21 protein-coding genes are annotated in these 25,508 nt (G+C 73.6%); 9 read left to right on the top strand and 12 right to left on the bottom strand.

Annotation, left to right across the window (positions count from 1 at the left end; all coding sequences use genetic code 11):
• Positions 1 to 136: 136 nt before the first annotated feature.
• Both eccCa and ACIQUT_RS27365 read left to right on the top strand, forming a co-directional pair.
• On the top strand, positions 137 to 4,102 hold the full coding sequence (gene eccCa / locus ACIQUT_RS27370; RefSeq protein ID WP_403566498.1) for a type VII secretion protein EccCa: 3,966 nt from the start codon (positions 137 to 139) through the stop codon (positions 4,100 to 4,102).
• 126 nt (positions 4,103 to 4,228) lie between these two features.
• Entirely contained in the window at positions 4,229 to 4,477 is a 249-nt protein-coding gene (locus ACIQUT_RS27365; RefSeq protein ID WP_179173031.1) for a DUF397 domain-containing protein, read from the top strand.
• A 95-nt stretch (positions 4,478 to 4,572) separates the two neighbouring features.
• On the opposite strand, the gene ACIQUT_RS27360 is transcribed toward ACIQUT_RS27365, so the two are convergent.
• From ACIQUT_RS27360 to eccB, 4 genes are all read right to left on the bottom strand, one after another.
• Positions 4,573 to 4,881, bottom strand: coding sequence for a WXG100 family type VII secretion target (locus ACIQUT_RS27360; RefSeq protein WP_403566496.1), 309 nt, complete (start codon positions 4,879 to 4,881; stop codon positions 4,573 to 4,575).
• Between the two features lie 51 nt (positions 4,882 to 4,932).
• Positions 4,933 to 5,274 (bottom strand): WXG100 family type VII secretion target, encoded by a 342-nt coding sequence (locus ACIQUT_RS27355; RefSeq protein WP_403566494.1) that lies wholly within the window; start codon positions 5,272 to 5,274, stop codon positions 4,933 to 4,935.
• A gap of 213 nt (positions 5,275 to 5,487) precedes the next feature.
• Positions 5,488 to 6,768 (bottom strand): type VII secretion-associated serine protease mycosin, encoded by a 1,281-nt coding sequence (mycP, locus tag ACIQUT_RS27350; protein ID WP_403566492.1) that lies wholly within the window; start codon positions 6,766 to 6,768, stop codon positions 5,488 to 5,490.
• Positions 6,769 to 6,779: 11 nt separating this feature from the next.
• Positions 6,780 to 8,360, bottom strand: a complete 1,581-nt coding sequence (eccB, locus tag ACIQUT_RS27345) for a type VII secretion protein EccB (RefSeq protein WP_403566490.1) — start codon at positions 8,358 to 8,360, stop codon at positions 6,780 to 6,782.
• Positions 8,361 to 8,625: 265 nt separating this feature from the next.
• Here eccB and eccE point away from each other — a divergent pair, with 265 nt between their 5' ends.
• The 3 genes from eccE (at position 8,626) to ACIQUT_RS27330 (ending at position 13,638) form a co-directional block, all read left to right on the top strand.
• Positions 8,626 to 9,903 (top strand): type VII secretion protein EccE, encoded by a 1,278-nt coding sequence (eccE, locus tag ACIQUT_RS27340; RefSeq protein ID WP_403566489.1) that lies wholly within the window; start codon positions 8,626 to 8,628, stop codon positions 9,901 to 9,903.
• Positions 9,900 to 10,610 carry a hypothetical protein gene (locus ACIQUT_RS27335; RefSeq protein ID WP_403566487.1) on the top strand — a complete coding sequence of 237 codons (711 nt, stop codon included), beginning with the start codon at positions 9,900 to 9,902 and terminating at the stop codon, positions 10,608 to 10,610. Before eccE ends, ACIQUT_RS27335 begins: the two co-directional genes overlap by 4 nt.
• Positions 10,611 to 11,001: 391 nt before the next feature.
• Complete coding sequence (locus tag ACIQUT_RS27330; RefSeq protein WP_403566485.1) at positions 11,002 to 13,638, top strand: SCO5717 family growth-regulating ATPase; 2,637 nt, start codon at positions 11,002 to 11,004, stop codon at positions 13,636 to 13,638.
• A 126-nt stretch (positions 13,639 to 13,764) separates the two neighbouring features.
• Here the strand turns inward: ACIQUT_RS27330 and ACIQUT_RS27325 are convergent, their stop codons facing one another.
• From ACIQUT_RS27325 to rimP, 8 genes are all read right to left on the bottom strand, one after another.
• A complete protein-coding gene (locus ACIQUT_RS27325; protein ID WP_403566483.1) occupies positions 13,765 to 14,730 on the bottom strand; it encodes a bifunctional riboflavin kinase/FAD synthetase in 966 nt (321 codons plus the stop codon).
• 414 nt (positions 14,731 to 15,144) lie between these two features.
• The gene (gene truB / locus ACIQUT_RS27320; protein WP_403566482.1) at positions 15,145 to 16,053 is read right to left on the bottom strand and encodes a tRNA pseudouridine(55) synthase TruB; all 909 of its coding nucleotides are present in this window, start codon (positions 16,051 to 16,053) and stop codon (positions 15,145 to 15,147) included.
• The gene (rbfA, locus tag ACIQUT_RS27315; protein WP_403566481.1) at positions 16,050 to 16,496 is read right to left on the bottom strand and encodes a 30S ribosome-binding factor RbfA; all 447 of its coding nucleotides are present in this window, start codon (positions 16,494 to 16,496) and stop codon (positions 16,050 to 16,052) included. Before rbfA ends, truB begins: the two co-directional genes overlap by 4 nt.
• 26 nt (positions 16,497 to 16,522) lie before the next feature.
• Positions 16,523 to 16,816, bottom strand: a complete 294-nt coding sequence (locus ACIQUT_RS27310; RefSeq protein ID WP_054223643.1) for a DUF503 domain-containing protein — start codon at positions 16,814 to 16,816, stop codon at positions 16,523 to 16,525.
• A 153-nt stretch (positions 16,817 to 16,969) separates the two neighbouring features.
• Positions 16,970 to 20,029 (bottom strand): translation initiation factor IF-2, encoded by a 3,060-nt coding sequence (gene infB / locus ACIQUT_RS27305; RefSeq protein ID WP_403566479.1) that lies wholly within the window; start codon positions 20,027 to 20,029, stop codon positions 16,970 to 16,972.
• 148 nt (positions 20,030 to 20,177) lie between these two features.
• Positions 20,178 to 20,465 (bottom strand): YlxR family protein, encoded by a 288-nt coding sequence (locus ACIQUT_RS27300; RefSeq protein ID WP_403566477.1) that lies wholly within the window; start codon positions 20,463 to 20,465, stop codon positions 20,178 to 20,180.
• A gap of 165 nt (positions 20,466 to 20,630) precedes the next feature.
• Positions 20,631 to 21,629: a transcription termination factor NusA gene (gene nusA, locus ACIQUT_RS27295; RefSeq protein ID WP_403566476.1), complete on the bottom strand. Its 999-nt coding sequence runs from the start codon at positions 21,627 to 21,629 to the stop codon at positions 20,631 to 20,633.
• A gap of 2 nt (positions 21,630 to 21,631) precedes the next feature.
• A complete protein-coding gene (gene rimP / locus ACIQUT_RS27290; RefSeq protein ID WP_403566474.1) occupies positions 21,632 to 22,144 on the bottom strand; it encodes a ribosome maturation factor RimP in 513 nt (170 codons plus the stop codon).
• 154 nt (positions 22,145 to 22,298) lie between these two features.
• Here rimP and ACIQUT_RS27285 point away from each other — a divergent pair, with 154 nt between their 5' ends.
• The 4 genes from ACIQUT_RS27285 to ACIQUT_RS27270 are packed head-to-tail and all read left to right on the top strand — an operon-like array spanning position 22,299 to position 25,387.
• Positions 22,299 to 22,862 (top strand): hypothetical protein, encoded by a 564-nt coding sequence (locus ACIQUT_RS27285; protein ID WP_403566472.1) that lies wholly within the window; start codon positions 22,299 to 22,301, stop codon positions 22,860 to 22,862.
• The gene (locus tag ACIQUT_RS27280) at positions 22,859 to 23,299 is read left to right on the top strand and encodes a ferritin-like domain-containing protein (protein WP_403566470.1); all 441 of its coding nucleotides are present in this window, start codon (positions 22,859 to 22,861) and stop codon (positions 23,297 to 23,299) included. The genes ACIQUT_RS27285 and ACIQUT_RS27280 overlap by 4 nt, the downstream gene beginning before the upstream one ends.
• Before the next feature lie 43 nt (positions 23,300 to 23,342).
• Entirely contained in the window at positions 23,343 to 24,245 is a 903-nt protein-coding gene (locus ACIQUT_RS27275; RefSeq protein WP_403566469.1) for an aminoglycoside phosphotransferase family protein, read from the top strand.
• Between the two features lie 41 nt (positions 24,246 to 24,286).
• Positions 24,287 to 25,387 carry a slipin family protein gene (locus ACIQUT_RS27270; protein WP_403566467.1) on the top strand — a complete coding sequence of 367 codons (1,101 nt, stop codon included), beginning with the start codon at positions 24,287 to 24,289 and terminating at the stop codon, positions 25,385 to 25,387.
• Positions 25,388 to 25,508 lie beyond the last annotated feature (121 nt).

The raw sequence follows: 25,508 nt of genomic DNA, 5'->3' as shown, positions 1-25,508 counted from the left end.
TGCGCGGGCCACCCTACCGGGAGTATGTGTGACAGTCGGCAAGTAGGATCGCCGTCGCGCGGGGAGAGCCCTTTCGCGCCCGCGACTTGGGGCGCAGCAGCAGCGTCCGGTCCGTTTTCGAGGGATTGATGCTCCGGTGAGTCAGATCGTCGTCAAACGCCCGCCGCGGTCCCTGCCGCCCGAAGTCCCCGCGGACGAACTGAGGCTTGAGGCTCCGCCGGAACTTCCCCGGGGGCAGCAGGAGGGCATGCTGATGCAGCTCCTGCCGATGCTGGGCATGGGTTCTTCGGTCGTCTTCTTCTTCATGCCGGGTGCCGCGCCGTTCATGCGCATCATGGGCGTCCTGATGCTGGTGTCGACCGTGGCCATGGTCATCGCCCAGCTGGTCCGCCACCGGCGCGGTACGCAGGGGCAAATGGCCGATGTGCGCAGGGACTACCTCAAGTACCTCGCGCAGACGCGCCGTCAGGTGCGCAGGACCGCGCGGGCGCAGCGCGACGCGCAGCTGTACCTGCACCCGGCTCCCGAGCAGCTGTGGTCGGTGGTGGCCGAGGGCTCGCGGCTGTGGGAACGGCGCATGGGCGACGCGGACTTCGGGCAGGCCCGGCTGGGGCTGGGCGTGCAGCGGCTGGCGACGCCGCTGGTGGCGCCGGACACGGCGCCGGTCGACGAGCTGGAGCCGCTGACGGCGGGCGCGATGCAGCGGTTCCTGAAGGTGCACTCCTCGCTGGACGGGCTGCCGGTGGCGGTGTCGCTGCGGGCGTTCTACCACGTGACGGTGTCCGGGGAGCCGGAGTCGGCGCGCGGTGCGGCCCGGGCGGTGGTGGCGCAGCTGGCGACGCTGCACTCCCCCGACGACCTGGCGGTGGCCGTGGTGGCCGCGCCGGGCGCGGTGGACGCGTGGGACTGGGTGAAGTGGCTGCCGCACACCCAGGTGCCGGGGCAGGTCGACGGGGCGGGCAGCAAGCGGCTGTTCGGCGACGACCTGACCGAGGTGGAGGCGCTGCTGGCGCCCCGGCTGGAGGGGCGGCCGCGGTTCAGCCGGGACACGTCCCCGGTGCTGGACCAGCCGCACCTGGTCGTCGTCCTGGACGCCAACTCCCGCGGCGGGCTGGTGCCGGCCGAGTCGGCGTTCGCGGCGGCCGAGGGGCTGCAGGGCGTGACGATCGTCGAGGTGATCGCGGGCGAGCTGGACGAGCCGCGCGGCGGGCTGTCGGTCGTGGCGCGGCCGGGGAGGCTGCGCCTGGAGTCGGGCGGCGGGGTCGCGTACGAGGGCGTGCCGGACAGCCTGTCGCTGCCGGCGGCGGAAGCGCTCGCCCGGCAGCTGGCGCCGCTGCGCACGGGCGGCGGTGACGACGACGAGCCGCTGCTGGCCAACCTGGACTTCACGGACCTGCTGAACCTGGGCGATGCGGCGTCGATCGACGTGGCCCGGACCTGGCGCCCGCGGTCGGCCGGTGAGCGGCTGCGCGTGCCGATCGGTGTCGGCGAGGACGGCTCGCCGGTGATGCTGGACCTGAAGGAGGCCGCGCAGGAGGGCATGGGCCCGCACGGGCTGTGCGTGGGCGCGACGGGTTCGGGCAAGTCGGAGCTGCTGCGCACGCTGGTGCTGGGCCTGGCGGTGACGCACACCTCGGAAACGCTGAACTTCGTCCTCGCGGACTTCAAGGGCGGTGCGACGTTCACCGGCATGGGGCAGATGCCGCACGTCGCGGCGGTCATCACCAACCTGGCGGACGACCTGACGCTCGTGGACCGCATGGGCGACTCGATCCGCGGCGAGCTGCAGCGCCGTCAGGAGCTGCTGCGCGCGGCGGGCAACTACGCGAACATCCACGACTACGAGAAGGCGCGCGCGGCGGGTGCCCCGCTGGAGCCGCTGGCCTCGCTGGTCCTGGTCATCGACGAGTTCAGCGAGCTGCTGACCGCGAAGCCCGACTTCATCGACATGTTCATCCAGATCGGCCGCATCGGCCGCTCGCTGGGCGTGCACCTGCTGCTGGCCTCGCAGCGCCTGGAGGAGGGCAAGCTGCGCGGGCTGGACACGTACCTGTCGTACCGGATCGGTCTGCGGACCTTCTCGGCGGCGGAGTCGCGCACGGCGATCGGCGTGCCGGACGCGTACCACCTGCCGTCGGTGCCCGGTTCGGGCTACCTGAAGTTCGGTACGGACGAGATGGTGCGCTTCAAGGCGGCGTACGTCTCGGGTACGTACCGCTCGGGCGGGCGGGAGCTGTCGGTGGGGCAGTTCCCGGTGGAGCGGCGGCCCGCGCTGTTCACGGCCGTGCCGGTGCCGGTGGTGTACGCGGCCCCGGACCCGGCGTACCTGGCGGCGCAGGCCGGCCGGGAGGACGACGCGCTCGCGGACACCGTGCTGGACGTGATCGTGTCCCGGCTGGAGGGGCAGGGGGTCCCGGCGCACCAGGTGTGGCTGCCGCCGCTGGACCAGGCGCCGGCGCTGGACCAGCTGCTGCCGGCGCTGGCGGCCTCGGCGGAGCGCGGACTGCACGCGGAGGGGTACACGCGGCCGGGCGGGCTGGTGGTGCCGCTCGGGCTCATCGACAAGCCGTTCGAGCAGCGGCGCGAGGTGCTGTACCGGGACTTCTCTGGTGCGGCGGGCCACATGATGGTGGTCGGCGGTCCGCAGTCGGGCAAGTCGACGCTGATGCGGACCCTGATCTCGTCGTTCGCGCTGACGCACACCCCGCGCGAGGTGCAGTTCTACGGGCTGGACTTCGGCGGTGGCGGTATGTCGTCGGTGGCGGAGCTGCCGCACGTCGGCGGGATCGCCTCGCGCCTGGACCCGGAGCGGGTGCGGCGCACCGTCGCCGAGGTGGGCGGCATCCTGAACCGCCGCGAGGAGTTCTTCCGGGCGCACGGGATCGACTCGATCGGCACCTACCGGCGCAAGCGGGCGGCGGGTGAGCTGCCCGGCGAGGCGTGGGGCGACGTGTTCCTGGTCATCGACGGCTGGGGCGGCTTCCGGAGCGAGTACGAGGGCCTGGAGCAGGTGGTCACGGAGATCGCGTCGCGCGGTCTGGGCTACGGCATCCACGTGGTGATCACGGCGGCGCGCTACATGGAGGTGCGGGCCGCGCTGAAGGACCAGATGCTGGGCCGGCTGGAGCTGCGGCTCGGTGACGTCATGGACTCCGAGTTCGACCGCAAGGTCGCGGCGAACGTCCCGACGGGCATGCCGGGGCGCGGGCAGGTGCCGGAGAAGCTGCACTTCCTGGGGGCGCTGCCGCGGATCGACGGCTCGCACGACGTGGCGGAGCTGTCGGACGCGACGGCCGCGTTCGTGTCGGCGGTGAAGCAGAACTGGTCGGGGCCGGCGGCTCCGGGCGTGCGGCTGCTGCCGCGGCTGCTGCACGCGGACCAGCTGCCGGGCGGCGGGGAGTTCCCGGAGCGCGGCATCGCGATCGGCATCGACGAGACGAACCTGGAGCCGGTGTTCGTCGACTTCGAGACGGACCCGTTCCTCCTCGTCTTCGGCGAGAGCGAGTCGGGCAAGACGAACCTGCTGCGGCTCATCGCGCAGCAGATCGCGCACCGGTACGCCCCGGACCAGGCCCGGCTGGTCGTCGGCGACTACCGGCGCACCCTGCTGGGGGAGCTGTCGGAGGAGCACCTGCTGGAGTACGCGCCGATGGCGAGCTCCCTGCAGATGCACATGGAGGCGCTGGGCGGCGTGTTCGCCCGGCGGCAGCCGCCGGAGGACGTCACCCCGCAGCAGCTGCGGGACCGCAGCTGGTGGACGGGTCCGGACGTGTTCATCATCATCGACGACTTCGACCTGGTGGCGACGAGCCAGGGCAATCCGCTGGCGCCGCTGGTGGAGTACCTGCCGTTCGCCCGGGACACGGGTGTCCGGTTCATCATCGCGCGCAACTCCGCGGGCGCCTCGCGGTCGCTGTACGAGCCGTTCATGCAGCGCATCAAGGAGCTGGGCGCGCAGGGCGTGGTGCTCTCGGGCGACCCGTCCGAGGGCGACCTGATCGGCACCGTGCGCCCGCGGCCGATGCCGCCGGGCCGGGCGTACTTCTCCTCGCGGCGGCGGGGGACGTCGCTGGTCCAGCTGGGCCGGATGCCGGGGGCCTGAGTCCCGGCGGGCCGGCCCGGGCCCGGTCTTCCGGGGAGCGGAGGGTGATCAACCGGAAACGCTCCCCCGGTGCGGCCCCGAGCCCTGATAATCGGCAGCGTAGGACCGCCGAAGGAGAGGCCGCACATGGGCACCCAGCAGGAGAAGGACGAGCTGTACGCGCTCGACATCAGCGGCGTGGAGTGGGAGGGCCCGCCCGGGACCACCCCGGACGAGGAGCGGGTCGAGATCGCCCGCCTGCCCGAGGGCGCGGTGGCGATGCGGTCCTCCCTGGACCGGGACACGGTGCTGCGCTACACGGCGGCCGAGTGGGAGGCGTTCGTCCTCGGCGCCCGGGACGGGGAGTTCGACCTCGACCGCGGCCCGCACCGATGACCGGGACCGGAACGGCCCGGTAGGCAACGGAAGGGGCGCGCCCGCAGTGGGCGCGCCCCTTCCGTTGCGCAGCGGGCCGGTAGGGCCCGGGCGGCTCAGTAGGCCTCGGTGAACAGGCGGGAGGCCTTGACGTCGGTGGCGCGGTAGTCGCCCTTGCCGCGCTCGATCAGCTGGGCGACCTGCTCCAGCTTGTCCTTCATGTGCTCGGCCTTGCCCTTGTACCGGCCCTGGAGGTCGACGTACGAGGTGTGCGCCTCACCGTCCCAGGTGTCGGTGACGACCTTCAGGGCCCGCTCCATCTCCTCGAGGTCGGTGATGATCTTCTTGGAGACGACACGGATGCGGTTGGCCATCTCCTGGACGCTCTCGTACCGTACCCGGGTCGCCCCGTCGTTGGCTGCCATGATCTTCTCCTTCGCGCTGAGCTGGGCTTGAGTGGGGAACGACGCGGCCGGTCAGACGCCGTTGAGGCCGGAGGTGTTGTGCTTGCCCGAGTCGGACTGGATGGCCTTGAAGGCGGCGCGCACGTCGTCGTCCTGGGCGTTGCTCAGGTTCTTGGTCTGGGCGACCGCGTTGTGCAGGACGTTGAGCAGGCGGCGGATCTCGTCGTGGTCGTCGTTGACGGTGGTCTGGGCGGCGACGAAGCCGGAGGCGCCCACACCGGTCCAGCCGGCGCTCACCGTGGCGAGGATGTCGGCCAGCTCACGGGCCTGCTTGGTGACGGCGTTGGCCGTCATCTCGATCTTGTTCTTCGCCTGGACGACCGGATCGTCCGCAAGTCCGAAGTTGTTGCTCATCCGAAGCTCCTCACTTCTCAATTCGCCGGCAGAACCGGCGGACTGCGCAGCGGAGCGGACGTCCCGGTTGCGAAGGGTCCTCGCCCGCCGGGGAATTCCCCCTCCGCCTCACGCGATCCCCCGATCACAGTCGTGAAGCCTGGTGTCACTCTAGCCAGTTCATGTCACAGCCCCAACATCAGCGGCCTGCATCTGTCGATGAACTGTGACCGTTCACTGCAAACGGCTGCGGCGCCTGCGCGCGTCCCGGATGACGGTCGCGGTCCCGCCGATGACGGCGATGAGCACGGCGCCGGTCCCCAGAACGTACGTGCCGATCCGCTCGTCCCGCTCCTGCGCGGTCTCGGTCAGCCGCAGGGCCGCCGCCTCGGGCGCGGCCGCCGGGGGCGGACCCGGGTCGGGCACGGGGGCCTTGGGCCGCTCGTGGTCCTGGGTGACGGCGCGCACCGGGTCGACGACTCCCCAGCCGACGTAGTCGTCACGGCCGTTGACCGAGCGCTCGGCGGTGCCCTGGATCTGCCAGATCACCTCCTGCGGGGACCAGTCCGGGTGCTCGGCGCGCAGCAGGGCGGCGACACCGGCGACGTACGGCGCCGAGAAGCTGGTGCCGTTGTCGATGCACTGGCCGAAGCCGGGGACGGTGGAGACCATGTCGACGCCGGGTGCGGCGATCCCGACGAAGTCGCCGGGCTGGGAGAACACCGCCCGCTCGTTGTTGCGGTCCGAGGAGGCCACGGCGAGGACGCCGGGGAAGGCCGCCGGGTAGGTCCTGCGCTTCTGGCCGCTCGCGCCGTCGTTGCCGGCGGAGGCGACCACCAGGACCTTCGCGTCCACGGCCCGCTGGACGGCCTTGCCGAGCTCGGTGTCGGCGCTCAGGGGGACGTCGGTGTCCTGCGAGATGTTGATGATCTGGGCGCCCTTGGCGACGGCGTGGTCGATGGCCTGGCCGAGGGAGAGGGCGTTGCCCTTGCCCTGGCCGTCGTTCTGCCGGATCGGGATGATCACCGATTCGGGGGCGAGGCCGACGAAGCCGGTGCCGTCCTGCGGGCGGGCCGCGATGATCCCGGCCACCTTCGTGCCGTGGCCGACGGTGTCGGCGGTGCCGTCGCCGCCCTTGGCGTCGACGAAGTCCTTGCCCGCCCCCACGTCGAGGGCGCCGCCGAGCTGCGGGTTCACCCGGTCCACGCCGGTGTCGATGACGGCGACGCGGACCGGCTTGCCGTCCTTGTCCTTGCCTTTGGTCCCGGCCCAGAGCGTGTCGAGCAGGAGCCGCTGGAGGGCCCAGGGGCGGTCGGCGATCTGCTTCTTCATGGGGAAGGTGCACTCCCCCGCACCGTCGGGGCGCAGGACCGGGGACGCCGCGCCGGGCGGCGGGGCGGCGGGGCCGCCCGGGGTGGTGGCGGCCGCGGCGGTGGCGGTGCCCGTACCGCAGGCGGCGGCCAGGGTGACGGCGGCGGCGAGGAGCGCGCGGCGCCCGTACGGGGAGGGGGTCATCGGCGGCGTCCTCACGAACCCTGGGGCTGGCGGGCGGAGTTGGTGTCCAGGCGCGGGCCCTTGGAGAGGAACTCCGACCACGCGATGGGCACGAGGGCCGGGGTGACGCCGCCGTAGCCGAGACGTATCTGCGCCTGGCTGGCCTCGGGCCGGCCGCCGCCGGCCTCGGCGCCCTGCTGGTCCGGGGCCCCGATCTTCGACTTCTCGGCGTCGCTGTCCCCGTTGGCCTGGACGGCGTACCGCAGTCCGGTGTCGGTGACGAGGAACAGGGCGCCGCCCGCCGTGCTCTGCTTGCCCTGCAGCTGGGTGTACAGCAGCCCGGAGCCGGGGGTGACGTACGCGCTGGTGCCGCTGGCGGTGATGTCGACGGGGAAGCCGGTGCCGGCCCAGGTGCTGAGGGTCTGGTTGCCCTGGCCGTCGACCGAGCGCAGCACGTTGCAGACGGTGTCGCGCGCCCCGGCGCCCTGCGCGGCGGCCGTGTCGCCGGACGGGGCCTGGTTGATGCGGGCGGTCTTCTTCGACGGCCACCGGGTCTCGCCCTTGAACGGCGTCTGCTCCGGGTTGAGCGTCTGGAGGTCGACCTCGCGCGGCTTGCCGTGCATGTTGAGGCTGTCGGTGGCGGGCGCCGAGATCAGCAGCCAGGCCGTGAAGTCGGAGACGGGGGCGACCTTGCCGGGGAGCACCACGTAGTGCTGGGCGCCCGAGCCGGTCTGGGCCCGCAGCACCATGCCGACCTTGTTGTCGGCGGCGCCCAGGCCCGGCACGTCGGCCTTGTCGCCGGCCGTGCCGGGCAGCTGCGGGAAGGCCAGGTCGTCACCGGAGTTGAGGGTGGCCAGCCACTGCTCGGTGACCTGCTGCGGGGTGGCACCCGTGTTGCCGACCAGGGCGTTGGTCATCTTGCCGGCGTCGGCGCCGCCTTCGGGGAACTTGTACTTGGTGCCCGTGCCGTCGACGAGGTAGCGCTCCTTGGCCCCGCCGGTGCTCTGCACGTACAGCATCTGGCTGTCGGTGAGCCTGCGCGCGTCGTCCGTCATGCCCGCCTCGCGGTCGGCGAGGACGAAGGTGGCGGTCTGCACGCTCTTCCCGTTGCCGCCCGGCGCCTGGCACACGGCCCAGCGCTTGGCCTTGCCCGCGTCCTTCGGGGCGGGCAGCCGGTCGGGGGCGTACGGGATGCCGATGATGGGGCCGCGCGGCTTGCCCGCGTCCAGGATCTTGTCGTCGATCTGCAGGACCTTGAACTTCTGCGGGTCCAGGAGGAGCCGGGCGGAGGCGAGGTTCAGCACCGGGTGCAGGCGGGTCTGGTCCTTGCCGTTCACCTTCGTCGTGAGGACCACGTACCGGGTCGTCGACTGCTTGCCGACGAGCACCTTGGTACCGGCCTCGTCCCAGCCCTTGGGGGCCTGGGGCTTGAACATGCCCCAGGCGCCGAACCCGGCGAGGACCACCGCCCCCACCACGAGACCCGGCACGACCGCACGCAGGGGCCGTGGCGCGCCTTCCTCGGAGCCCGTCGCGGACGGCTGGAGAAACGCGGCCACCGTCCGCCGCTTCGCAAAGGTGTACGCGTTGAGTTCATCACGCCGTGATGCCATGACCGTCTGCTTCTCCCCGCACGACCCGGTCGGAGACTGCGGTCCCCGGGCCTCGTTTGTCGGACCGGGGACCTACTATGCCTCTTGATCGAAGGGGCGGGCGGTCCGGGTAGGGTGAGGCCGCCGCGCAGTGCCTTCCACAGCCCTCCATCCCGGGCGAATCAGGGCCTGTTGGGGCGGAATGGGGAGATTCCGGGGTCCCGCGGCAAGCACCGCGCAACCCCGGCACTCACGGGGTCTGGTGCCGGAAAGGGGAGGTGGGCGAATGACGGCCACCGCTACGGAGCCGCAGGCGGGCGCTCCCGCACCCGTACGCAGCGGGGTGACACCGAGTCCGAAGTCGAGCCCCGGCCGCTTCGGACCGTTCCGACTGCAACAGCTGGTCCTGCTCCAAACAGCCGCGGCCGCACTGCTGGTGGCCTGGGTGGTGGAACCGCTGCTGCTGGTTCCCGCCGGTGTCCTCGCGCTGGTCCTCGTGGTCCTCGCCGTCGTACGCCGCCACCAGCGCTCCCTGCCCGAGTGGATCGGCGGCGCGCTCGCGCTGCGCGCCCGCAAGCGCCGGGCCGCGGCGTTCACCGTGCCCGCGGGCACGGAGCCGGGGCTGGCGCCGCTCGTCGAGGCCGACCCGGCACTGCGGACCATGACGTTCAGCGACCGCGACCGGCGGCCCGTCGGCATGGTCGGCGACGGCACGTTCCTGACCGCCGTCGTACAGGTGGACACCGACGCCACCGCGCTGCGGCCCGAGCGGACGGCCCGGCCGCTGCCGCTGGCGCTCGTCCGGGACGTCCTCGACACGGACGGCATCCGCCTGGAGTCGGCGCAACTGGTGCAGCACACCCAGCCCGCGCCCGCCCCGCACCTGCCCCCGCAGTCGATGGCCACCCGCAACTACGCGCCGCTGCAGGCCCAGACGGGCACCCCGGCGGTACGGCTGACCTGGATCGCGCTGAAACTCGACCCCGAGCTGTGCCCCGAGGCGGTCGCCGCGCGCGGCGGCGGGCTCGCGGGCGCCCAGCGCTGTGTGGTGCGCGCCGCCGACCAGCTGACGAGCCGGCTCACCGGCGCCGGCTTCCGGGCCACCGTGCTCACCGAGCAGGAGCTGACGGCCGCGCTGGCCACCTCCTCGTGCGCGAACCCGCGGGCCATCACCCAGGCGGGCCGCTCGGCCGGCTCCGGCCGCCGCACGGAGGAGACCTCGCGGACCTGGCGCTGCGACGACCGGCGCCACACCACGTACTGGATCGGCCGCTGGCCGCAGCTGGGCGGCTCGGGGACGGCGTCCCTGCCTCAGTTCGTGGCGCTGCTGACCTCGCTGCCCGCGCTCGCGACCACGTTCAGCCTGACCGTGGCCCGGGCGGAGCGGCAGGGCGTCACCCTGACCGGGCACGTCCGCGTGACGGGGCGCAGCGACGAGGAACTGGTCGCGGCCCGCCGGGAACTGGAGCGGACGGCCCGCGGTGTGCGGGCCGGACTGGTCCGGCTCGACCGCGAACAGGTGCCGGGGCTGCTGGCCTCGCTGCCGCTGGGAGGTGCGCGATGAGGAACGCGGTCAGGGGCGGCTTCGGGCTCGTCGGCCCGCGCCGGGAACGGCACACGGTCCCCGCGGTGGACCTGGACGCCCTGGCGCTGCCGGTCGGCGACGACGGGGTCGTCATCGGCGTGGACGCGCACGGGCGGGCGGCGGTGCTCGGCATCAACCGGCCCACCCCGTACGAGGTGACGCTCATCGGCGGCGTGTGGACCGCCCAGGTGCTGGCGCTGCGCGCGGCCGCCACGGGCGCCCGGGTCGCGGTGGAGACCGGGCGGGCCCAGGTGTGGTCCGCGCTGGCCCAGGCGGCGGGCGGCGGCCAGCAGTGCGTGACCCTGCACGACGTGGGCCGCGTGCCGCCGCAGGGCGCGTCGGCGGGCAGCCCGGTGCTGGTCGTCCGCGACTGCGGGATGCGGCCGCCGCGCGGACGCGTGGTGGCCGCGCCCTGGCAGTCGGTGGTGACGCTGCTGCCGTACCTGAGCCCGACGGCGCTGCGGCTGCTGCAGCACTCCTCGCTGGCCGGGATCCAGCGGGTGTCCCCCGACGAGGCGGAGCAGATCGGCCGCCTGATGAACCTGCCGCGGCAGACGGTGGACTCGCTGCCGACGCTGGGGGACGGGGTCACCCTGTGGTGCACGCCGCGGGACCGGCAGTTCGTGATGACCCAGGGCACGGAGGCGGAGACGGGGCTCCTGGGCCCGAGCCGGCGCATCGACTGACCGTTACCTCCGGGGCGGGCGGCGGGCGGCGGGCCGGACGGTGACGGTGTCCCAGGGCGGCCGCGGCCGGTGGGCAGGACCGCGCGTACGGGCAGCGTGCCGCCCGGAGCCGCCCCGCGCCGTACCGACCCGCCGCTCTCCGGCCCGGCGCGACCCGGCCCGTGGCCGACGAGGGGCCGGCGATCGCCTGCGGGCCCGTTGTGGCCGGTCGCGCAGTTCCCCGCGCCCCGTCGGGGCGCTGCCGACTCCGCCACGGTCGCTTTGCGGGGCCGGCGGGGACGATGTGGCCCGGCGGAGGGCCGACACGGGTGTCCGCGCGCGATTAGGCTGAGCGTGGGCGTGGCGTCAAGGGGCGCCGGACCAGTGTTCGACAGACCAGGAGGACGGACGAGTGAGCGGCGATCGGAACGAGAGGCGCGGCGGGACGTGGGACGTCCCGACGGACGATCAGTCCGACGCGGAGCCCGAGATGACGGGCCAGTTCACCATCGACTACACGCCGCCGGCCTGGTACACGCAGAGCGCGGCGCCCGCCGCGCCGGTGCCGGCCCTGCCCGAGGGCAGCGGCTTCGAGCCCCACAGCCCGTCGGGCATCCCGGCCCCGCCGGCGCCGGGCCCGGCCGACCAGGCCACCGCCCCGACGCCTCCGGAGCCTGCCTCCGGGCTGCCGTCCTACCTGTCCCCGGCGGACATCGAGCCCGCGCCGCCGGCGCCCGCGATCCCGGCCGACGCGGCACCGGCCGTGCCTGCGCCGGAGCCTGCGCCCGGACTGCCGTCCTACCTCTCCGCAGCGGACATCGAGCCCGCGCCCGCGCCGCCGGCGCCCGTACCCCCGGCCGACGCGGCACCGGCGCCGGGGCTGCCGTCCTACCCGTCCGCAGCGGACCTCGAACCCGCCGCCATGCCTGCAGCACCGGCCGACGGGGCAACGGGCCTGCCTGCCCCGGGTGTCGGACCGGCGCCCGAGCTGCCCTCCTACCTGTCGGCTGCGGACTTCGAGCCCGCGCCGCCGTCCCCCGCGCTGCCGGCGCCTGCGCTGCCCGCGCTGCCCGCGCCCGCCGACACTCCCGTCGACGGCGTGCCCGTGCCCCCGTCCGGGGCGGGGTCCGGCTCCGGTGTCGTGCTGGGGAAGGCCTCCGCCGGAGCCTTCCCCCAGGACGCCCCGCCCGCGGTCCCCGCGCCGATGGCCGCGCCCGCTCCGGCCGACGCCTACCCCGCGGCCCCGGCGCCCGCGGAGCCCGTCAGCCCCGCCCCCGCTCCCCACCCGGCGGCGGAGGCCCCCGTCGCAGGGCCCGCCGGCGAACTGCCGCAGCTGCCGCCCGCGTTCCCCGTCCCGGACGGACCCCGGGCCGGGTACGGCTTCCCGCAGCCCCACGCCGCCCAGGCCCAGCCGCAGCCGGTCCCTCCGGCCATGCCGCAGGCCGGGTACGGCTTCCCGCAGGTTCCGCCCGCCAACGCGCAGCCGCAGGACGGCTACGGATTCCCGCCGGCCGCCCCCGCCCCCGTACCGGCGCAGCCGCAGCCGCAGGCGCAGGCGCCCGTGGACGCCGCCGGGTACACGGCCGGGTACGCGCTCCCGCCCGCCGCACCGCAGCAGGACGGCTACGGATTCCCGCCGGCCGCCCCCGGCCCCGTACCGCCGCAGCCGCAGGCGGCCCAGGCCCAGGCCCAGCCGCAGGACCAGGCACAGGCACAGGCACAGCCGTACGTCGATCCCCGTACCGGCGCCCCGTGGCCGGCCGCCGCCCAGCCGGGCCCGCAGCCCGGCCCGCAGCCGCACGATCCCCGCTACCAGCCCGGTGCCCCGGCCTCCGGCGGTGCGCCGCTCGGCTACACGGCGGCCGTCGAGCTGTCCTCGGACCGGCTGCTGCGCGGCAAGCAGAAGCCCAAGCCGCAGCGCACCGGCTTCCGCTTCGGCGGCAAGGCCGCCGAGGCCGACCGCCAGCGCAAGCTGGAGCTCATCCGCACGCCGGTGATGTCCTGCTACCGGATCGCCGTCATCAGCCTCAAGGGCGGCGTCGGCAAGACCACGACGACCACCGCCCTCGGCGCGACCCTCGCGACCGAGCGCCAGGACAAGATCCTCGCCATCGACGCGAACCCGGACGCCGGCACCCTCGGCCGCCGGGTCCGCCGCGAGACGGGCGCCACGATCCGGGACCTGGTCCAGGCGATCCCGTACCTGAACTCGTACATGGACATCCGGCGGTTCACCTCGCAGGCCCCGTCCGGCCTGGAGATCATCGCCAACGACGTGGACCCGGCCGTCTCGACGACGTTCAACGACGAGGACTACCGCCGCGTCATCGACACCCTCGGCCGCCAGTACCCGATCATCCTCACCGACTCGGGCACCGGCCTGCTCTACTCCGCCATGCGGGGCGTCCTGGACCTGGCCGATCAGCTGATCATCATCTCCACCCCCTCGGTGGACGGCGCCAGCAGCGCGAGCACCACGCTCGACTGGCTGTCCGCGCACGGGTACGGAGACCTCGTCTCCCGCTCCCTCACCGTCATCTCGGGGGTCCGCGAGACCAGCAAGATGATCAAGACCGAGGACATCGTGCAGCACTTCGAGACCCGCTGCCGCGGTGTCGTCGTGGTGCCGTTCGACGAGCACCTCGCGGCCGGCGCCGAGGTCGACCTGGACCTGATGCGGCCGAAGACCCGCGAGGCGTACTTCAACCTCGCCGCCCTGGTGGCCGAGGACTTCGTACGGGCCGCCCAGCAGGCGGCCCAGCAGAGCCACTGGGGAGCGCCCCCGCAGCAGCCCGCGCAGCCGCAGCACGCCCAGCCCCCGCACGGGCAGCCGACGTACGCCCAGCCGCAGCCGCAGCCGCAGCCGCAGCCGCAGCCCGGCCAGCCGTACGGGCAGCCCCAGCCCCAGTCGCCGTACCAGCAGCCCCCGCAGCCGTACGCCGACGGCCAGCCCTACCCGCAGCAGCCCGGCCAGCCCTGGCCGCAGCAGCCCCAGCCCCAGCCCGGGCACCCCGGGCAGCAGCCCCCGCGCGACCCGCGCCTGGGCTGACCGCCCGTCCGTCCTGCCGCCCGTTCCGACGGATGGCAGGACGGCCGGCAGGACGAGAAGAAGGGCCCGCACCGCCCCGGGGATCCCGGGGGCCGGTGCGGGCCCTTCGTTCCGTCAGGCCGCGGCTCAGCGCTCCACGCGCTCCGCGTCGTACGTCCGCGTCAGCTCCCGCGCGTGCTTCACGTCGTCCGCGATGGCCTCCAGCAGGCCCTCCAGCGACTCGAACTTGGCCATGCCGCGCACGTACGCGAGGAAGTCCACGGTGACGTGCAGCCCGTACAGGTCCAGCCCGACCCGGTCGATCGCGTACGCCTCCACGGTCCGGTCCGTGGCGTCGAACTGCAGGTTGGTGCCCACCGAGATCGCCGCGGGCATGCGCTCGCCGTTCGCCGTCAGCCAGCCCGCGTACACGCCGTCGGCGGGGACGGCGGTGTGCGGCGGGGTCTCCACGTTGGCCGTCGGGTAGCCGAGCTCGCGGCCGCGCTGCGCGCCGCGCACGACGATGCCCTCGACGCGGTGCGGGCGGCCCAGGACCTCGGCCGCGCCCGCCATGTCGCCCTCGGCGACCAGCTTGCGGGCGAGGGTCGAGGAGAACGGCACGCCGCCGCCGGCCGTACCGCGCTCGACCAGGTCGATGACGTCGACCTCGTAGTCGTACGTGCCGCCCAGTTCGCGGAGGAAGTCGACGTTCCCGGCGGCGCGGTGGCCGAAGCGGAAGTTGGGGCCCTCGATGACGGCGCGGGCGTGCAGCTTGTCGACGAGCACCTTGACGATGAAATCGGCCGGGGACAGCTGCGAGAACTCGGCCGTGAACGGCAGGACCAGCAGGGCGTCGACCCCGAGTCCGGCCATCAGCTCGGCGCGCCGGTCGTAGCCCGCCAGGATCGGCGGGTGGCTGCCGGGGCGGACGACCTCGCTCGGGTGCGGGTCGAAGGTGACGACGACGGACGGGACGCCGAGCTCGCGCGCCCGGGCCACGGCCCGCCCGATGATCAGCTGGTGGCCCCGGTGCACACCGTCGTACGAGCCGATGGTGACGACGCTGCGCCCCCAGTCCTGGGGGATGTCCTCCAAGCCACGCCAGCGCTGCACTGTGACCGCTCCTCGCCCGAACCGTGTAGGCCCTGTACTCGTTGCCGATTGCACGTCTAAGACTGCCATGCCCCCGCCCGGCGCCCCGCATCGGTATCGGGCTGCGGGGCGCTCTGTGTCACCTCGGCCGGAAGGCGCCGGGTAGCCCGGAGGGAGGGGCCGGCGCATCCGGGGCCCCCGGGCGGGCGGCCGAAAGCGGCGCGGCGGAAAAGCGCCCCCTTGTGCTCCCTCCAGTCACTCCGCGCGCCTGCTCGGACGGGTGAATACAGGCGCTCGACTGGATAGAGACCTACCCGAGGGGGGTGGTGGAGCGGTGAGCAGCGGACGATGCGCGCTCACCGCTCCACGTCAGAGCGGATCCCCGGGCCGCCGGGCCCTCGGGTCAGCGGATCAGCGGATCAGCGGATCAGCGGATCAGGCGAAGACGGCCAGCGACTTCGCCTTGCCGCCCTTGCTCTCCACGAGCGCGAGCAGCTGCCCCTGCGGCCCGAAGACCGCGACGGTCCGGCCGTCCTCGTACATGTCCGGCATCTCGATCCGCACGCCGTTGGCGAGCAGCGAGGCCCGCCGGGCGTCCAGGTCCCAGCGCGGGAACGCAGCGGCCGCCGCCTCGCCGATCGGCATGATGGTCAGCTCCTCCTGGAGCTGGTCCAGGGTGCGCGCCCGGTCGAGCTTGTACGGGCCCACCCGGGTGCGCCGCAGCGCGGTCAGGTGACCGCCGACGCCGAGGTCGGCGCCGAGGTCGCGGGCCAGGGCGCGGATGTACGTGCCGCTGGAGCAGACGACGGAGACGACGAGGTCGACGACCTTGGTGCCGTCCTCGGCCTCGGCCTCGCGCATGTCGTAGACCTGGAAGGAGGAGATCGTCACCGGCCGGGCCGGGATCTCGAAGTCCTCGCCGTCGCGGGCGCGCTTGTACGAGCGCACGCCCTTGATCTTGATGGCGCTGACCTTGGACGGGACCTGCATGATCTCGCCGGTCAGCTTGGCGATGCCCGCGTCGACGGCCTCGCGGGTGACCCCGGAGGCGTCCGCGGAGGAGGTGATCTCGCCCTCCGCGTCGTCGGTCAGGGTGTTCTGGCCGAGACGGATCGTGCCGAGGTATTCCTTCTCCGTGAGCGCGAGGTGGCCGAGGAGCTTGGTGGCCTTCTCGACGCCCAGGACGAGCACGCCCGTCGCCATCGGGTCGAGCGTGCCCGCGTGGCCGACGCGGCGGGTCTTGGCGATCCCGCGCATCTTGGCGACCACGTCGTGCGAAGTGAAGCCGGACGGCTTGTCGACGATGACCAGGCCGTCCGGCACCTTCCCTGCGTTGCTGCTCATTCGGCGGCTGCGTCCTCGTCGTCGCCGGGCTTCTTGTACGGGTCGGCCTCGCCGGCGTACTCGGCGCCCGAGGAGGCCTCGCGCACGGCGGCGTCGGAGTTCCGCGCCTTGTCGAGGAGGTCCTCGATCGTCCGCGCGTTGTCCGGGAGGGCGTCCGCCACGAAGGTGAGGGTGGGCGTGAACTTGGTGCCCGCCACCCGGCCGACCGCGGAACGCAGCACGCCCTTGGCGCTCTCCAGGCCGGCGGCCGCGCTGGCCCGGTCCTCGTCGTCGCCGTACACCGTGTAGAAGACCGTGGCCTCCCGCAGGTCACCCGTGACCCGGGTGTCCGTGATCGTCACGTGCGTACCGAGGCGCGGGTCCTTGATGCCTCGCTGCAGCTTCTGGGCGACCACCTCCCGGATGAGGTCCGCCAGCTTCTTCGCCCGCGCATTGTCGGCCACTGGTCCGTCTCCTTCTTTCCTTGCATTCAGTCTTCATCACCGTGGAGCCGTCGGCGCACCGACAGCAGCTCCACTTCCGGACGTGCCGCGACCAGCCGCTCGCAGCGGTCCAGTACGTCCGAGAGGTACCCCGTGTCCCCGCTCACCAAGGCGACGCCGATGCGGGCCCTGCGGTGCAGATCCTGGTCGCCCACCTCTGCCGCGCTCACGGAGAACTTGCGTTGGAGCTCGGCGACGATGGGCCGGACGACGGAGCGTTTCTCCTTCAGCGAGTGGACGTCGCCGAGGAGCAGGTCGAAGGACAGAGTCCCCACGTACATGCAGTTCCGGATATCCCGCCGGTCCGGGTTCGGTGGCCTGCCGGCCGACTGGCGGCAGGGTCACCAGAACCGTACACGCAACGGCCGGGGCCGATCGACGGAAATAATCCGCCGACCGGCCCCGGTCACGACACGGTGCGATGTGCCTCGCGTTTACACGCGCGGCTTCTCGCGCATCTCGTACGTCGCGATGACGTCGTCGATCTTGATGTCGTTGAAGTTTCCGAGGTTGATACCGCCCTCGAAGCCTTCGCGGATCTCGGTGACGTCGTCCTTGAAGCGGCGCAGACCGGTGATCGTGAGGTTCTCTGCGACGACCTTGCCGTCGCGGAGCAGGCGCGCCTTGGTGTTGCGCTTGACCTCGCCGGAGCGGATGAGGACACCCGCGATGTTGCCCAGCTTGGACGAGCGGAAGACCTCGCGGACCTCCGCCGTACCGAGCTCGACCTCTTCGTACTCCGGCTTGAGCAGGCCCTTCAGGGCCGCCTCGATCTCCTCGATGGCCTGGTAGATCACCGAGTAGTACCGGACGTCGACGCCCTCGCGCTCCGCCATCTGCGCGGCACGGCCGGCCGCACGGACGTTGTAGCCGATGACGATGGCGTCGGAGCCCATCGCCAGGTCGATGTCGGACTCGGTGACCGCACCCACACCGCGGTGCAGGACGCGGATGTCGACCTCTTCGCCGACGTCGAGCTGGAGCAGCGAGGACTCCAGGGCCTCGACCGCACCGGACGCGTCGCCCTTGATGATGAGGTTGAGTTCCTGGACCAGACCGGCCTTGAGCACGGAGTCGAGGTCCTCGAGGGACACGCGACGGACGCGCTTGGCGAAGTTGGCGTTGCGCTCGCGCGCAGCGCGCTTCTCGGCGATCTGGCGGGCCGTGCGGTCCTCGTCGACGACGAGGAAGTTGTCGCCGGCGCCCGGGACGTTGGTGAGACCCAGGACCAGGACGGGGGTCGACGGACCCGCTTCGTCGACGTTGTTGCCCTTGTCGTCGAGCATCGCTCGGACACGGCCGTACGCGTCGCCCACGACCATCGTGTCGCCGACGCGGAGGGTACCGCGCTGGACGAGGACGGTCGCGACGGCACCGCGGCCGCGGTCGAGGTGGGACTCGATCGCAATACCCTGGGCGTCCTGCTCGGGGTTGGCGCGCAGGTCGAGGGCGGCGTCCGCGGTCAGGACCACGGCCTCCAGCAGCTTGTCGATGTTCAGACCCTGCTTGGCGGAGATGTCGACGAACATCGTGTCGCCGCCGTACTCCTCGGCCACCAGGCCGTACTCGGTCAGCTGACCGCGCACCTTGGTCGGGTCCGCACCCTCGACGTCGATCTTGTTGACCGCGACCACGATCGGCACGTCGGCCGCCTTGGCGTGGTTCAGGGCCTCGATCGTCTGCGGCATGACACCGTCGTTGGCCGCCACCACGAGGATCGCGATGTCGGTCGACTTCGCACCGCGGGCACGCATGGCGGTGAACGCCTCGTGACCCGGGGTGTCGATGAAGGTGATCCGGCGGTCCTCTTCGTTGACGTTGGCAGCGACCTGGTAGGCACCGATGTGCTGGGTGATGCCACCGGCCTCGCCCGCGACCACGTTGGTCTTGCGGATCGCGTCGAGGAGTCGGGTCTTGCCGTGGTCGACGTGACCCATGACGGTCACGACCGGCGGACGCGGCATGAGGTAGTCCTCGCCGCCCTCGTCCTCGCCGAACTCGATGTCGAAGGACTCGAGCAGCTCGCGGTCCTCCTCCTCCGGGCTGACGATCTGAACCTGGTAGTTCATCTCGCCCGCGAGGAGCTGGAGGGTCTCGTCGGAGACGGACTGCGTGGCAGTGACCATCTCGCCGAGGTTCATCATGACCGCGACCAGCGACGCCGGGTTGGCGTTGATCTTCTCCGCGAAGTCGGTGAGGGACGCACCGCGCGACAGGCGAACGGTCTCGCCGTTGCCGCGGGGCAGCATCACGCCGCCGACCGACGGGGCCTGCATGGCCTCGTACTCCTGGCGCCGCTGCCGCTTCGACTTGCGGCCGCGACGGGCCGGACCGCCGGGACGGCCGAAGGCACCCTGCGTACCGCCACGGGCACCGGGACCGCCGGGACGGCCGCCGAAGCCGCCGGGACGACCGCCGCCGGCACCGGCCGGGCCGCCGCCGAAGCCGCCGCCACCCGGACGCGGGCCGCCGAAGCCGCCACCGGCCGGACGGGAGCCCGGACCGGCCGGACGGCCGGCGAAGCCGCCGCCGGGACGACCGGCACCGCCGGGACGCGGACCGCCGGCACCGGGACGGCCGGGGCCGCCGCCGGGACGCGGGCCGGGACCGCCGGCAGCGGGACGCTGCGGCATCATGCCCGGGTTCGGACGGTTGCCGCCGGGAGCCGGACGGGGGCCGCCCTGCGGACGGGGCATGCCGCCCGGGGTCGGACGCGCGCCGCCGGGAGCCTGCGGACGCGGGGCGCCGGGACCGGCCTGCGGACGCGGAGCACCACCGGGGCCGCCGGCGCCGGGGGCACCGGGACGGGGGCTGCCGCCCGGACGGGGCGTCTGCGGGCGCGCCATGCCGGTGGAGCCGCCGGAGGTGAACGGGTTGTTGCCCGGACGGGGACCCGCCGGACGGCCGCCCGGACGCGGAGCCTGGGCACCGGGCCGCGGGGCCTGGGCACCCGGGGCCTGGGCACCCGGACGCGGAGCGCCGGGACGCGAGCCCTGACCGGGGGCCGCGGGACGCTGCTGCGTCGGACGCGGGCCGGGGGTCGCGGCCGGACGCGCCGGAGCCGCCGGAGGCGCGGTGAACTCGGTCGCCACGGGCGCCGCCGGAGCGGGCTTCGGGGCGGCCGGAGCCTTCGGGCCGGGACGCGGGCCGGGGGCGGCCGGAGTCACCGGGGCAGGCGCTGCCGGAGCCTCGGCTGCGGCCGGCTTGGGGGCCGGTGCGCCGGGCTTCGGGGCGGCGGGACGTGCAATGGCACCCGGGGTGGGAACCCCGGGCTTGGCGGGGGCGGCCTTGCGAGGCGCACCCGGCTTCGCAGCGGACTTGCCGGCGCTGCCGCCGGGCCCCTGCAGTGCGTCAGTCAACTTGCGCACAACCGGCGCCTCGATCGTCGAGGACGCCGAACGGACAAACTCACCGAGTTCCTGGAGCTTGGCCATGACGACCTTGCTCTCTACACCGAACTCCTTGGCGAGTTCGTATACCCGGACCTTAGCCACTTCGCTCCTTTTAGGTCCGGGTTGCGCCGGACCGTCGCTACTTCATGGGCGTACTCATCGCGTACTCATCGAGTGCTCATCGCAATCTCGACCTACTTCCAACTCGCGAGGTACCTGACCGCACGGGGAATCCGTGCCGTTGTGCTACTTACGGTGTCGCCTCGGCCTGTGCGGCCACGGCTCTGCTCAGCCCGGCCGTGTCGAGTGCTCCCGGGGACCGCAAGGCCCGGGGGAACGCTCTGCGGCGGACCGCCTTGTCGAGACAGACCTCGGCAGGGTGCACGTACGCACCCCGGCCGGGCAGCGTACCGCGTGGATCGGGGACGCATTCGTCCCCGATCGCCACGATGCGCAGCAGTTGGCTCTTGGCCGCTCGCTCCCGGCACCCCACACAGGTGCGTTCGGGGCATGCGCGGGCTTGCGTCCGGCCAGACACGCCTCAGTCTACCTCCCCGTACCGACCTCACCCCTTCGGGCGAAAAATCGAACGGACGTTGTCGCGATCTGCTGTCTTGATCTGTTGCCTTGAACCTGCGTACCGGGCGACAGATCTGTTGCCTTGAACCTGTGTACCGGGCGACAGCGCCGCCCGGTACCGGTTTTATTCCCCGCCCTGATCCGAGGCGTGCTCGGTGTCGGGGCGGATGTCGATGCGCCAGCCGGTCAGGCGCGCGGCGAGGCGGGCGTTCTGGCCCTCCTTGCCGATGGCCAGCGACAGCTGGTAGTCGGGCACGGTCACCCGGGCCGAGCGGGAGTCCCAGTCGACGACCTCGACCTTGCTCACCCGGGCGGGCGACAGGGCGTTCGCGACCATCTCCGCCGGGTCGTCGGACCAGTCGACGATGTCGATCTTCTCGCCGTGCAGCTCGGCCATGACGTTGCGCACACGGGCGCCCATCGGGCCGATGCAGGCACCCTTCGGGTTGAGGCCCGAACGGGTGGACCGGACGGCGATCTTGGTGCGGTGGCCGGCCTCGCGGGCGATCGCCGAGATCTCCACGCTGCCGTCCGCGATCTCCGGGACCTCCAGCGCGAAGAGCTTCTTCACGAGGTTCGGGTGGGTGCGCGACAGGGTCACGGACGGGCCGCGGACGCCCTTCGCCACCCGGACGACGTACGCCTTGAGGCGGAGGCCGTGCGGGTACTCCTCGCCGGGGACCTGCTCCTGCACGGGCAGGATGGCCTCCAGCTTGCCGATGTCGACCAGGACGTTCTTCGGGTCCTTGCCCTGCTGGACGACGCCGGTCATGATGTCGCCCTCGCGGCCGGCGAACTCGCCGAACGTCATGTCGTCCTCCGCGTCGCGCAGACGCTGCAGGATCACCTGCTTGGCGGTGGTCGCGGCGATCCGGCCGAAGTCCGACGGAGTGTCGTCGAACTCCTTGGCCTCCTGCCCCTCCTCCAGGTCCCGCGGGTCCTCCGTCGCCCAGACGACGACGTGCCCGTTGGTGCGGTCCAGCTCCACGCGCGCCCGGCGGAAGCTGCCCTCGGTGCGGTGGTACGCGATGAGGAGGGCCGACTCGATCGCCTCGACGAGCAGGTCGAAGGAGATCTCCTTCTCCCGGACCAGACCCCGCAGGGCACTCATGTCGATGTCCACGGCTACGCCTCCTCTTCCTTCTTGTCCTTGCGGTTGAACTCGATCTCGACACGCGCCTTGGCGATGTCCGTGAACGCGATGCGGCGGGCGGTCGCCTTGCGGCCCTTCACGCCCGGAACCTCGAGGTCCATGCCCTCGTCGTCGACGCCGAGGATGCGGGCGACCAGGTCCCCGGCACCCTTCTCACCTTCGGCGGACAGCTGGAACTTGACGAGGCGGCCGACGGCCCGTACGTAGTGGCGCTGCTCGGTCAGCGGGCGGTCGGCGCCCGGGGAGCTCACCTCGAGGACGTACTCGCCCTCGCCCATCGCGTCGGTCTCGTCGAGCTTGTCGGAGACCTCGCGGCTGAGCTCCGCACACGCGTCCAGCTCCACGCCCTCGTCGGAGTCCACGATGATGCGCAGCATCCGGCGCTTTCCTGCCCTGGACAGCTCGATGTCCTCGAGATCCAGTCCCTTGGCGGCGACGAGCGGCTCCAGCAATCCGCGCAGCCTGTCGCTCTGGGTGGTGCTCATCCGGGTGACTCCTCGGCCGCGTGTGCTGTTGTGGTGTACGTCGCGTGTCAGGTCAAAGGGTATCCGGTCGCGGAGGGTGTTGCCGTCAGCCGGGCGGACACGGCCCCGGGTACCGTGATCACACCCTGCCCGCACCACCCCCGAGGACGTCGCCGTGCCCTGGACCCCGCCCCTGAGGCCTTCGCGAAGGAGCCTGTTCGCCGGTGCCGCCGGAGCGGCCGGCGCGGCGCTGCTCACCGGCTGCTCCGGCGCGCCCGCGGAACCCGGCGCCACCCCCGGCGTTTCACCCGAACGGCGCATGCGCGAGTCGGCTGTTCGAGACAGTGAGCGGCTGCTGGAACGTTACGACGCCACCTCCGCCGCCCACCCGGCCCTCGCCGCGCGGCTGGCCCCGCTGCGCTCGGCGGTCGCCGCGCACACGGCGGCGCTGGCCTCCCCCGCCTCCCCCGCCCCCTCGCGCACCCCCGGGGCCGGCTCCGCCGAGGGGTCCGCCGCCCCGGCGCCGGACGGTACGCCTGCCGCGAGCGCCGAGCCGGTGCCGCCGAAGGCCGAGGACGCGCTGACCGCCCTGGCCGACGCCGAGCGGAGCCTGGCCGAGGCCCGGACCGTCGCCCTGGGCGGGGCGCCCGGAGAGCTGGCCCGGCTGCTCGCCTCGGTGGCCGCCTGCGGCGCCGTCCACGCCCACCTGCTGACCTCGACCCCGGGAGCCACGCCGTGAAGCCCTCGCCCTCCCCCGCGAACCGGGCCCTGGAGGCCGCGCAGTCCGCCCTCGCCGCCGAGCACGCGGCGGTCTACGGCTACGGGGTGATCGGCGCCCGGGCCGCGTCCCCCCGCGCGGCCGAGGCCCGCGAGGCGCACGGCACCCACGTCGCACGCCGGGACGCGCTGGCGCGCGCCGTGCGCGAGCTCGGCGGTGCGCCCCGGGCCGCGGAACCGGCGTACGCCCTCCCGTACGAGGTGCGCACCCCTGCCGACGCCGAGCGGCTGGCCGCCGAGATCGAGGACCGGGTGGCGGGCGCGTACTCCGACCTGGTGCGGGCTGCGGACGGCCGGCTGCGCCGCGAGGCGGCCGACGCGCTGAGCGCCGCGGCCGTGCGCGCGGCACGCTGGCGCGGTGTCGGCGTAGCCTTCCCTGGGCTCGCGGAAAAGCGCTGATCACGCGCACGGGCCCGGTCAAGCTGAAAGGGATCACGCACGCATGGCTTTCGAACCGCCGCAGCGGCTCGTACGGGCGCTCGGCGAGACGCCGGATTCGGACGGCAACGCGGACTGGCTGGAGCGGTTGCCCCGGCTCACCGAGGCGGCGCTGGCCCGGCGTGCGGTGGAGGCCGTGCGGGTCCAGGCCCCCGGCGGCCGCAGCAGCCTCGTCGTCCTCGTCCGGTACGCCGACGGCACCCCGGCCGCGCTGAAGCTCGCTCCCCCGCAGGCCCGGCCCGACCTGGAGCTGGCCGCGCTGGCTCACTGGGGCGGGTTCGGGGCCGTACGGGTCCTCGACACCCGCCAGAGCGCCGAGGACGGGGCGCTGCTGCTGGAGCGGCTCCACCCCGAGGTGTCCTTGCGCTCCCTGCCCGAGGCGAAGGCCCTGCTGGAGGCCTGCGGCACCCTGCGCCGGCTGTGGGTGCAGCCGGCGGCCGGACACGCCTTCGAGACGGTCGCGCAGCGCACCGCGCGGCAGGCCGAGCACCTGCGCGAGGCCCCGCCGGAGGCCGCGGCGCTTGCGGCGGCGGCGCTGGAGGCCCGCGGGGAGCTGACCGCCGAGCCCGGCGAGGAGCTGCTGCTGCACGGGAACTTCCGGCAGGGCAAGGTGCTGGCCGGAGACCGGGCCCCGTGGCTGACCGTGGGGCCGGAGCCGCTGGTCGGGGAGCGGGCGTACGACCTGGCCCGGCTGGTCCGGGACCGGCTGGAGGACCTGGTCGCGTCCTCGGCGGGGGCGGCGGGCGCCCGCCGCCGGGTGAACAAGCTGGCCGACAGCCTGGAGGTGGACCGGGACCGGCTGCGGGGCTGGACGCTGTTCCGGGCGGTGGAGTCGGGCAACCGCGCGCTGGCCGCCGGGCGGCGCCGGGACGCGGAACTGCTGCTGGAGTTTGCCGCCTGGCTGTAGGGCATACGGTAGGTAGAACGTATGCCCGGCAGGAGGCCGTCATGGTCGAGGAACTGCTTGCAGCGGGTGTCGCGGCGGGTCTGGCGGCGGTGGTGTACGCCGGTGCCGCCGCCCGGGTCGTGAGGCAGTACGAGCGGGGCGTGGTCCTGCGCTTCGGCCGACTGCGGGCGGGCATCCGGCCCCCGGGGTTCACGATGGTCGTGCCGTTCGTCGACCGGCTGCACAAGGTGAACATGCAGATCGTGACGATGCCGGTGCCCGCGCAGGAGGGCATCACCCGGGACAACGTCACGGTGCGGGTCGACGCGGTCGTGTACTTCAAGGTCGTGGACCCGGCGAGCGCGATCATCGAGGTGGAGGACTACCGCTTCGCGGTGTCGCAGATGGCGCAGACCTCGCTGCGCTCGATCATCGGCAAGTCCGACCTCGACGACCTGCTGTCCAACCGGGAGATGCTGAACCAGGGCCTGGAGCTGATGATCGACAGCCCGGCCGTGGGGTGGGGCGTGCAGATCGACCGGGTCGAGATCAAGGACGTCTCGCTGCCGGAGACGATGAAGCGGTCGATGGCGCGGCAGGCGGAGGCCGACCGCGAGCGCCGGGCCCGGGTGATCAACGCGGACGCGGAGCTCCAGGCGTCGAAGAAGCTGGCCGAGGCGGCCGCGGTCATGTCGGACCAGCCGGCGGCGCTCCAGCTGCGGCTGCTGCAGACGGTGGTGGCGGTGGCCGCGGAGAAGAACTCCACGCTGGTGCTGCCGTTCCCGGTGGAGCTGCTGCGCTTCCTGGAGCGGGCGACACCCGGTTCGGCCGAGGGCGAGGCGGACCGGCCCCGGCCTGCCGCCGGACCCCGGCCGACGGCGGCCGGAGCCGACGCGGAAGCCGGGGCGGACGCGGAAGCCGGGGCCGACGCCGTGACCGGGGCCGACGCCGTGGCAGCGGGTGCCGGGTACGAAGCCGTCGTCGAGTACGGCGCCGGGCCCGGGGCCCTGCCCGCCGCCCGGGACCTGCCCCCCGCGGTGGACGCCGGGGCGCCGTCCGCGGCCGCGGTCGAGGACGGCTCCGGGGAGCTCGCCGCCGAGCCCACCGCCCCCGAGCCGCTGTTCCCGGCCGACACCGACCGGGCGGCCGGCCCGGCGGCCTGAGGTTCCGGCGGCGGGCCGGGGCCCGGCCCCCGCCCCCCCCCGCCGGGGCCGCGGGCGTGGCGGGGGGGGGTGAGGGGCGCGTGCAGGGGGGGGTACACCGGGGCGCCGGGGGCGCGGGGCG

Source organism: Streptomyces sp. NPDC090445, from assembly GCF_044769385.1.
Classification (GTDB): domain Bacteria; phylum Actinomycetota; class Actinomycetes; order Streptomycetales; family Streptomycetaceae; genus Streptomyces.
This window is presented reverse-complemented; position numbering and strand designations above follow the sequence as displayed.

Excerpts from the sequence above, each read along its gene's own strand:
- ACIQUT_RS27360 (WP_403566496.1), bottom strand. The coding sequence starts at position 4,881 with ATGGCAGCCAACGACGGGGCGACCCGGGTACGGTACGAGAGCGTCCAG.
- ACIQUT_RS27355 (WP_403566494.1), bottom strand. The coding sequence starts at position 5,274 with ATGAGCAACAACTTCGGACTTGCGGACGATCCGGTCGTCCAGGCGAAG.
- ACIQUT_RS27310 (WP_054223643.1), bottom strand. The coding sequence starts at position 16,816 with ATGTACGTGGGGACTCTGTCCTTCGACCTGCTCCTCGGCGACGTCCAC.
- eccB (WP_403566490.1), bottom strand. The coding sequence starts at position 8,360 with ATGGCATCACGGCGTGATGAACTCAACGCGTACACCTTTGCGAAGCGG.
- truB (WP_403566482.1), bottom strand. The coding sequence starts at position 16,053 with ATGAGCAGCAACGCAGGGAAGGTGCCGGACGGCCTGGTCATCGTCGAC.
- eccE (WP_403566489.1), top strand. The coding sequence starts at position 8,626 with ATGACGGCCACCGCTACGGAGCCGCAGGCGGGCGCTCCCGCACCCGTA.
- rimP (WP_403566474.1), bottom strand. The coding sequence starts at position 22,144 with ATGAGCACCACCCAGAGCGACAGGCTGCGCGGATTGCTGGAGCCGCTC.
- ACIQUT_RS27335 (WP_403566487.1), top strand. The coding sequence starts at position 9,900 with ATGAGGAACGCGGTCAGGGGCGGCTTCGGGCTCGTCGGCCCGCGCCGG.
- ACIQUT_RS27275 (WP_403566469.1), top strand. The coding sequence starts at position 23,343 with ATGGCTTTCGAACCGCCGCAGCGGCTCGTACGGGCGCTCGGCGAGACG.
- ACIQUT_RS27270 (WP_403566467.1), top strand. The coding sequence starts at position 24,287 with ATGGTCGAGGAACTGCTTGCAGCGGGTGTCGCGGCGGGTCTGGCGGCG.
- ACIQUT_RS27365 (WP_179173031.1), top strand. The coding sequence starts at position 4,229 with ATGGGCACCCAGCAGGAGAAGGACGAGCTGTACGCGCTCGACATCAGC.
- mycP (WP_403566492.1), bottom strand. The coding sequence starts at position 6,768 with ATGACCCCCTCCCCGTACGGGCGCCGCGCGCTCCTCGCCGCCGCCGTC.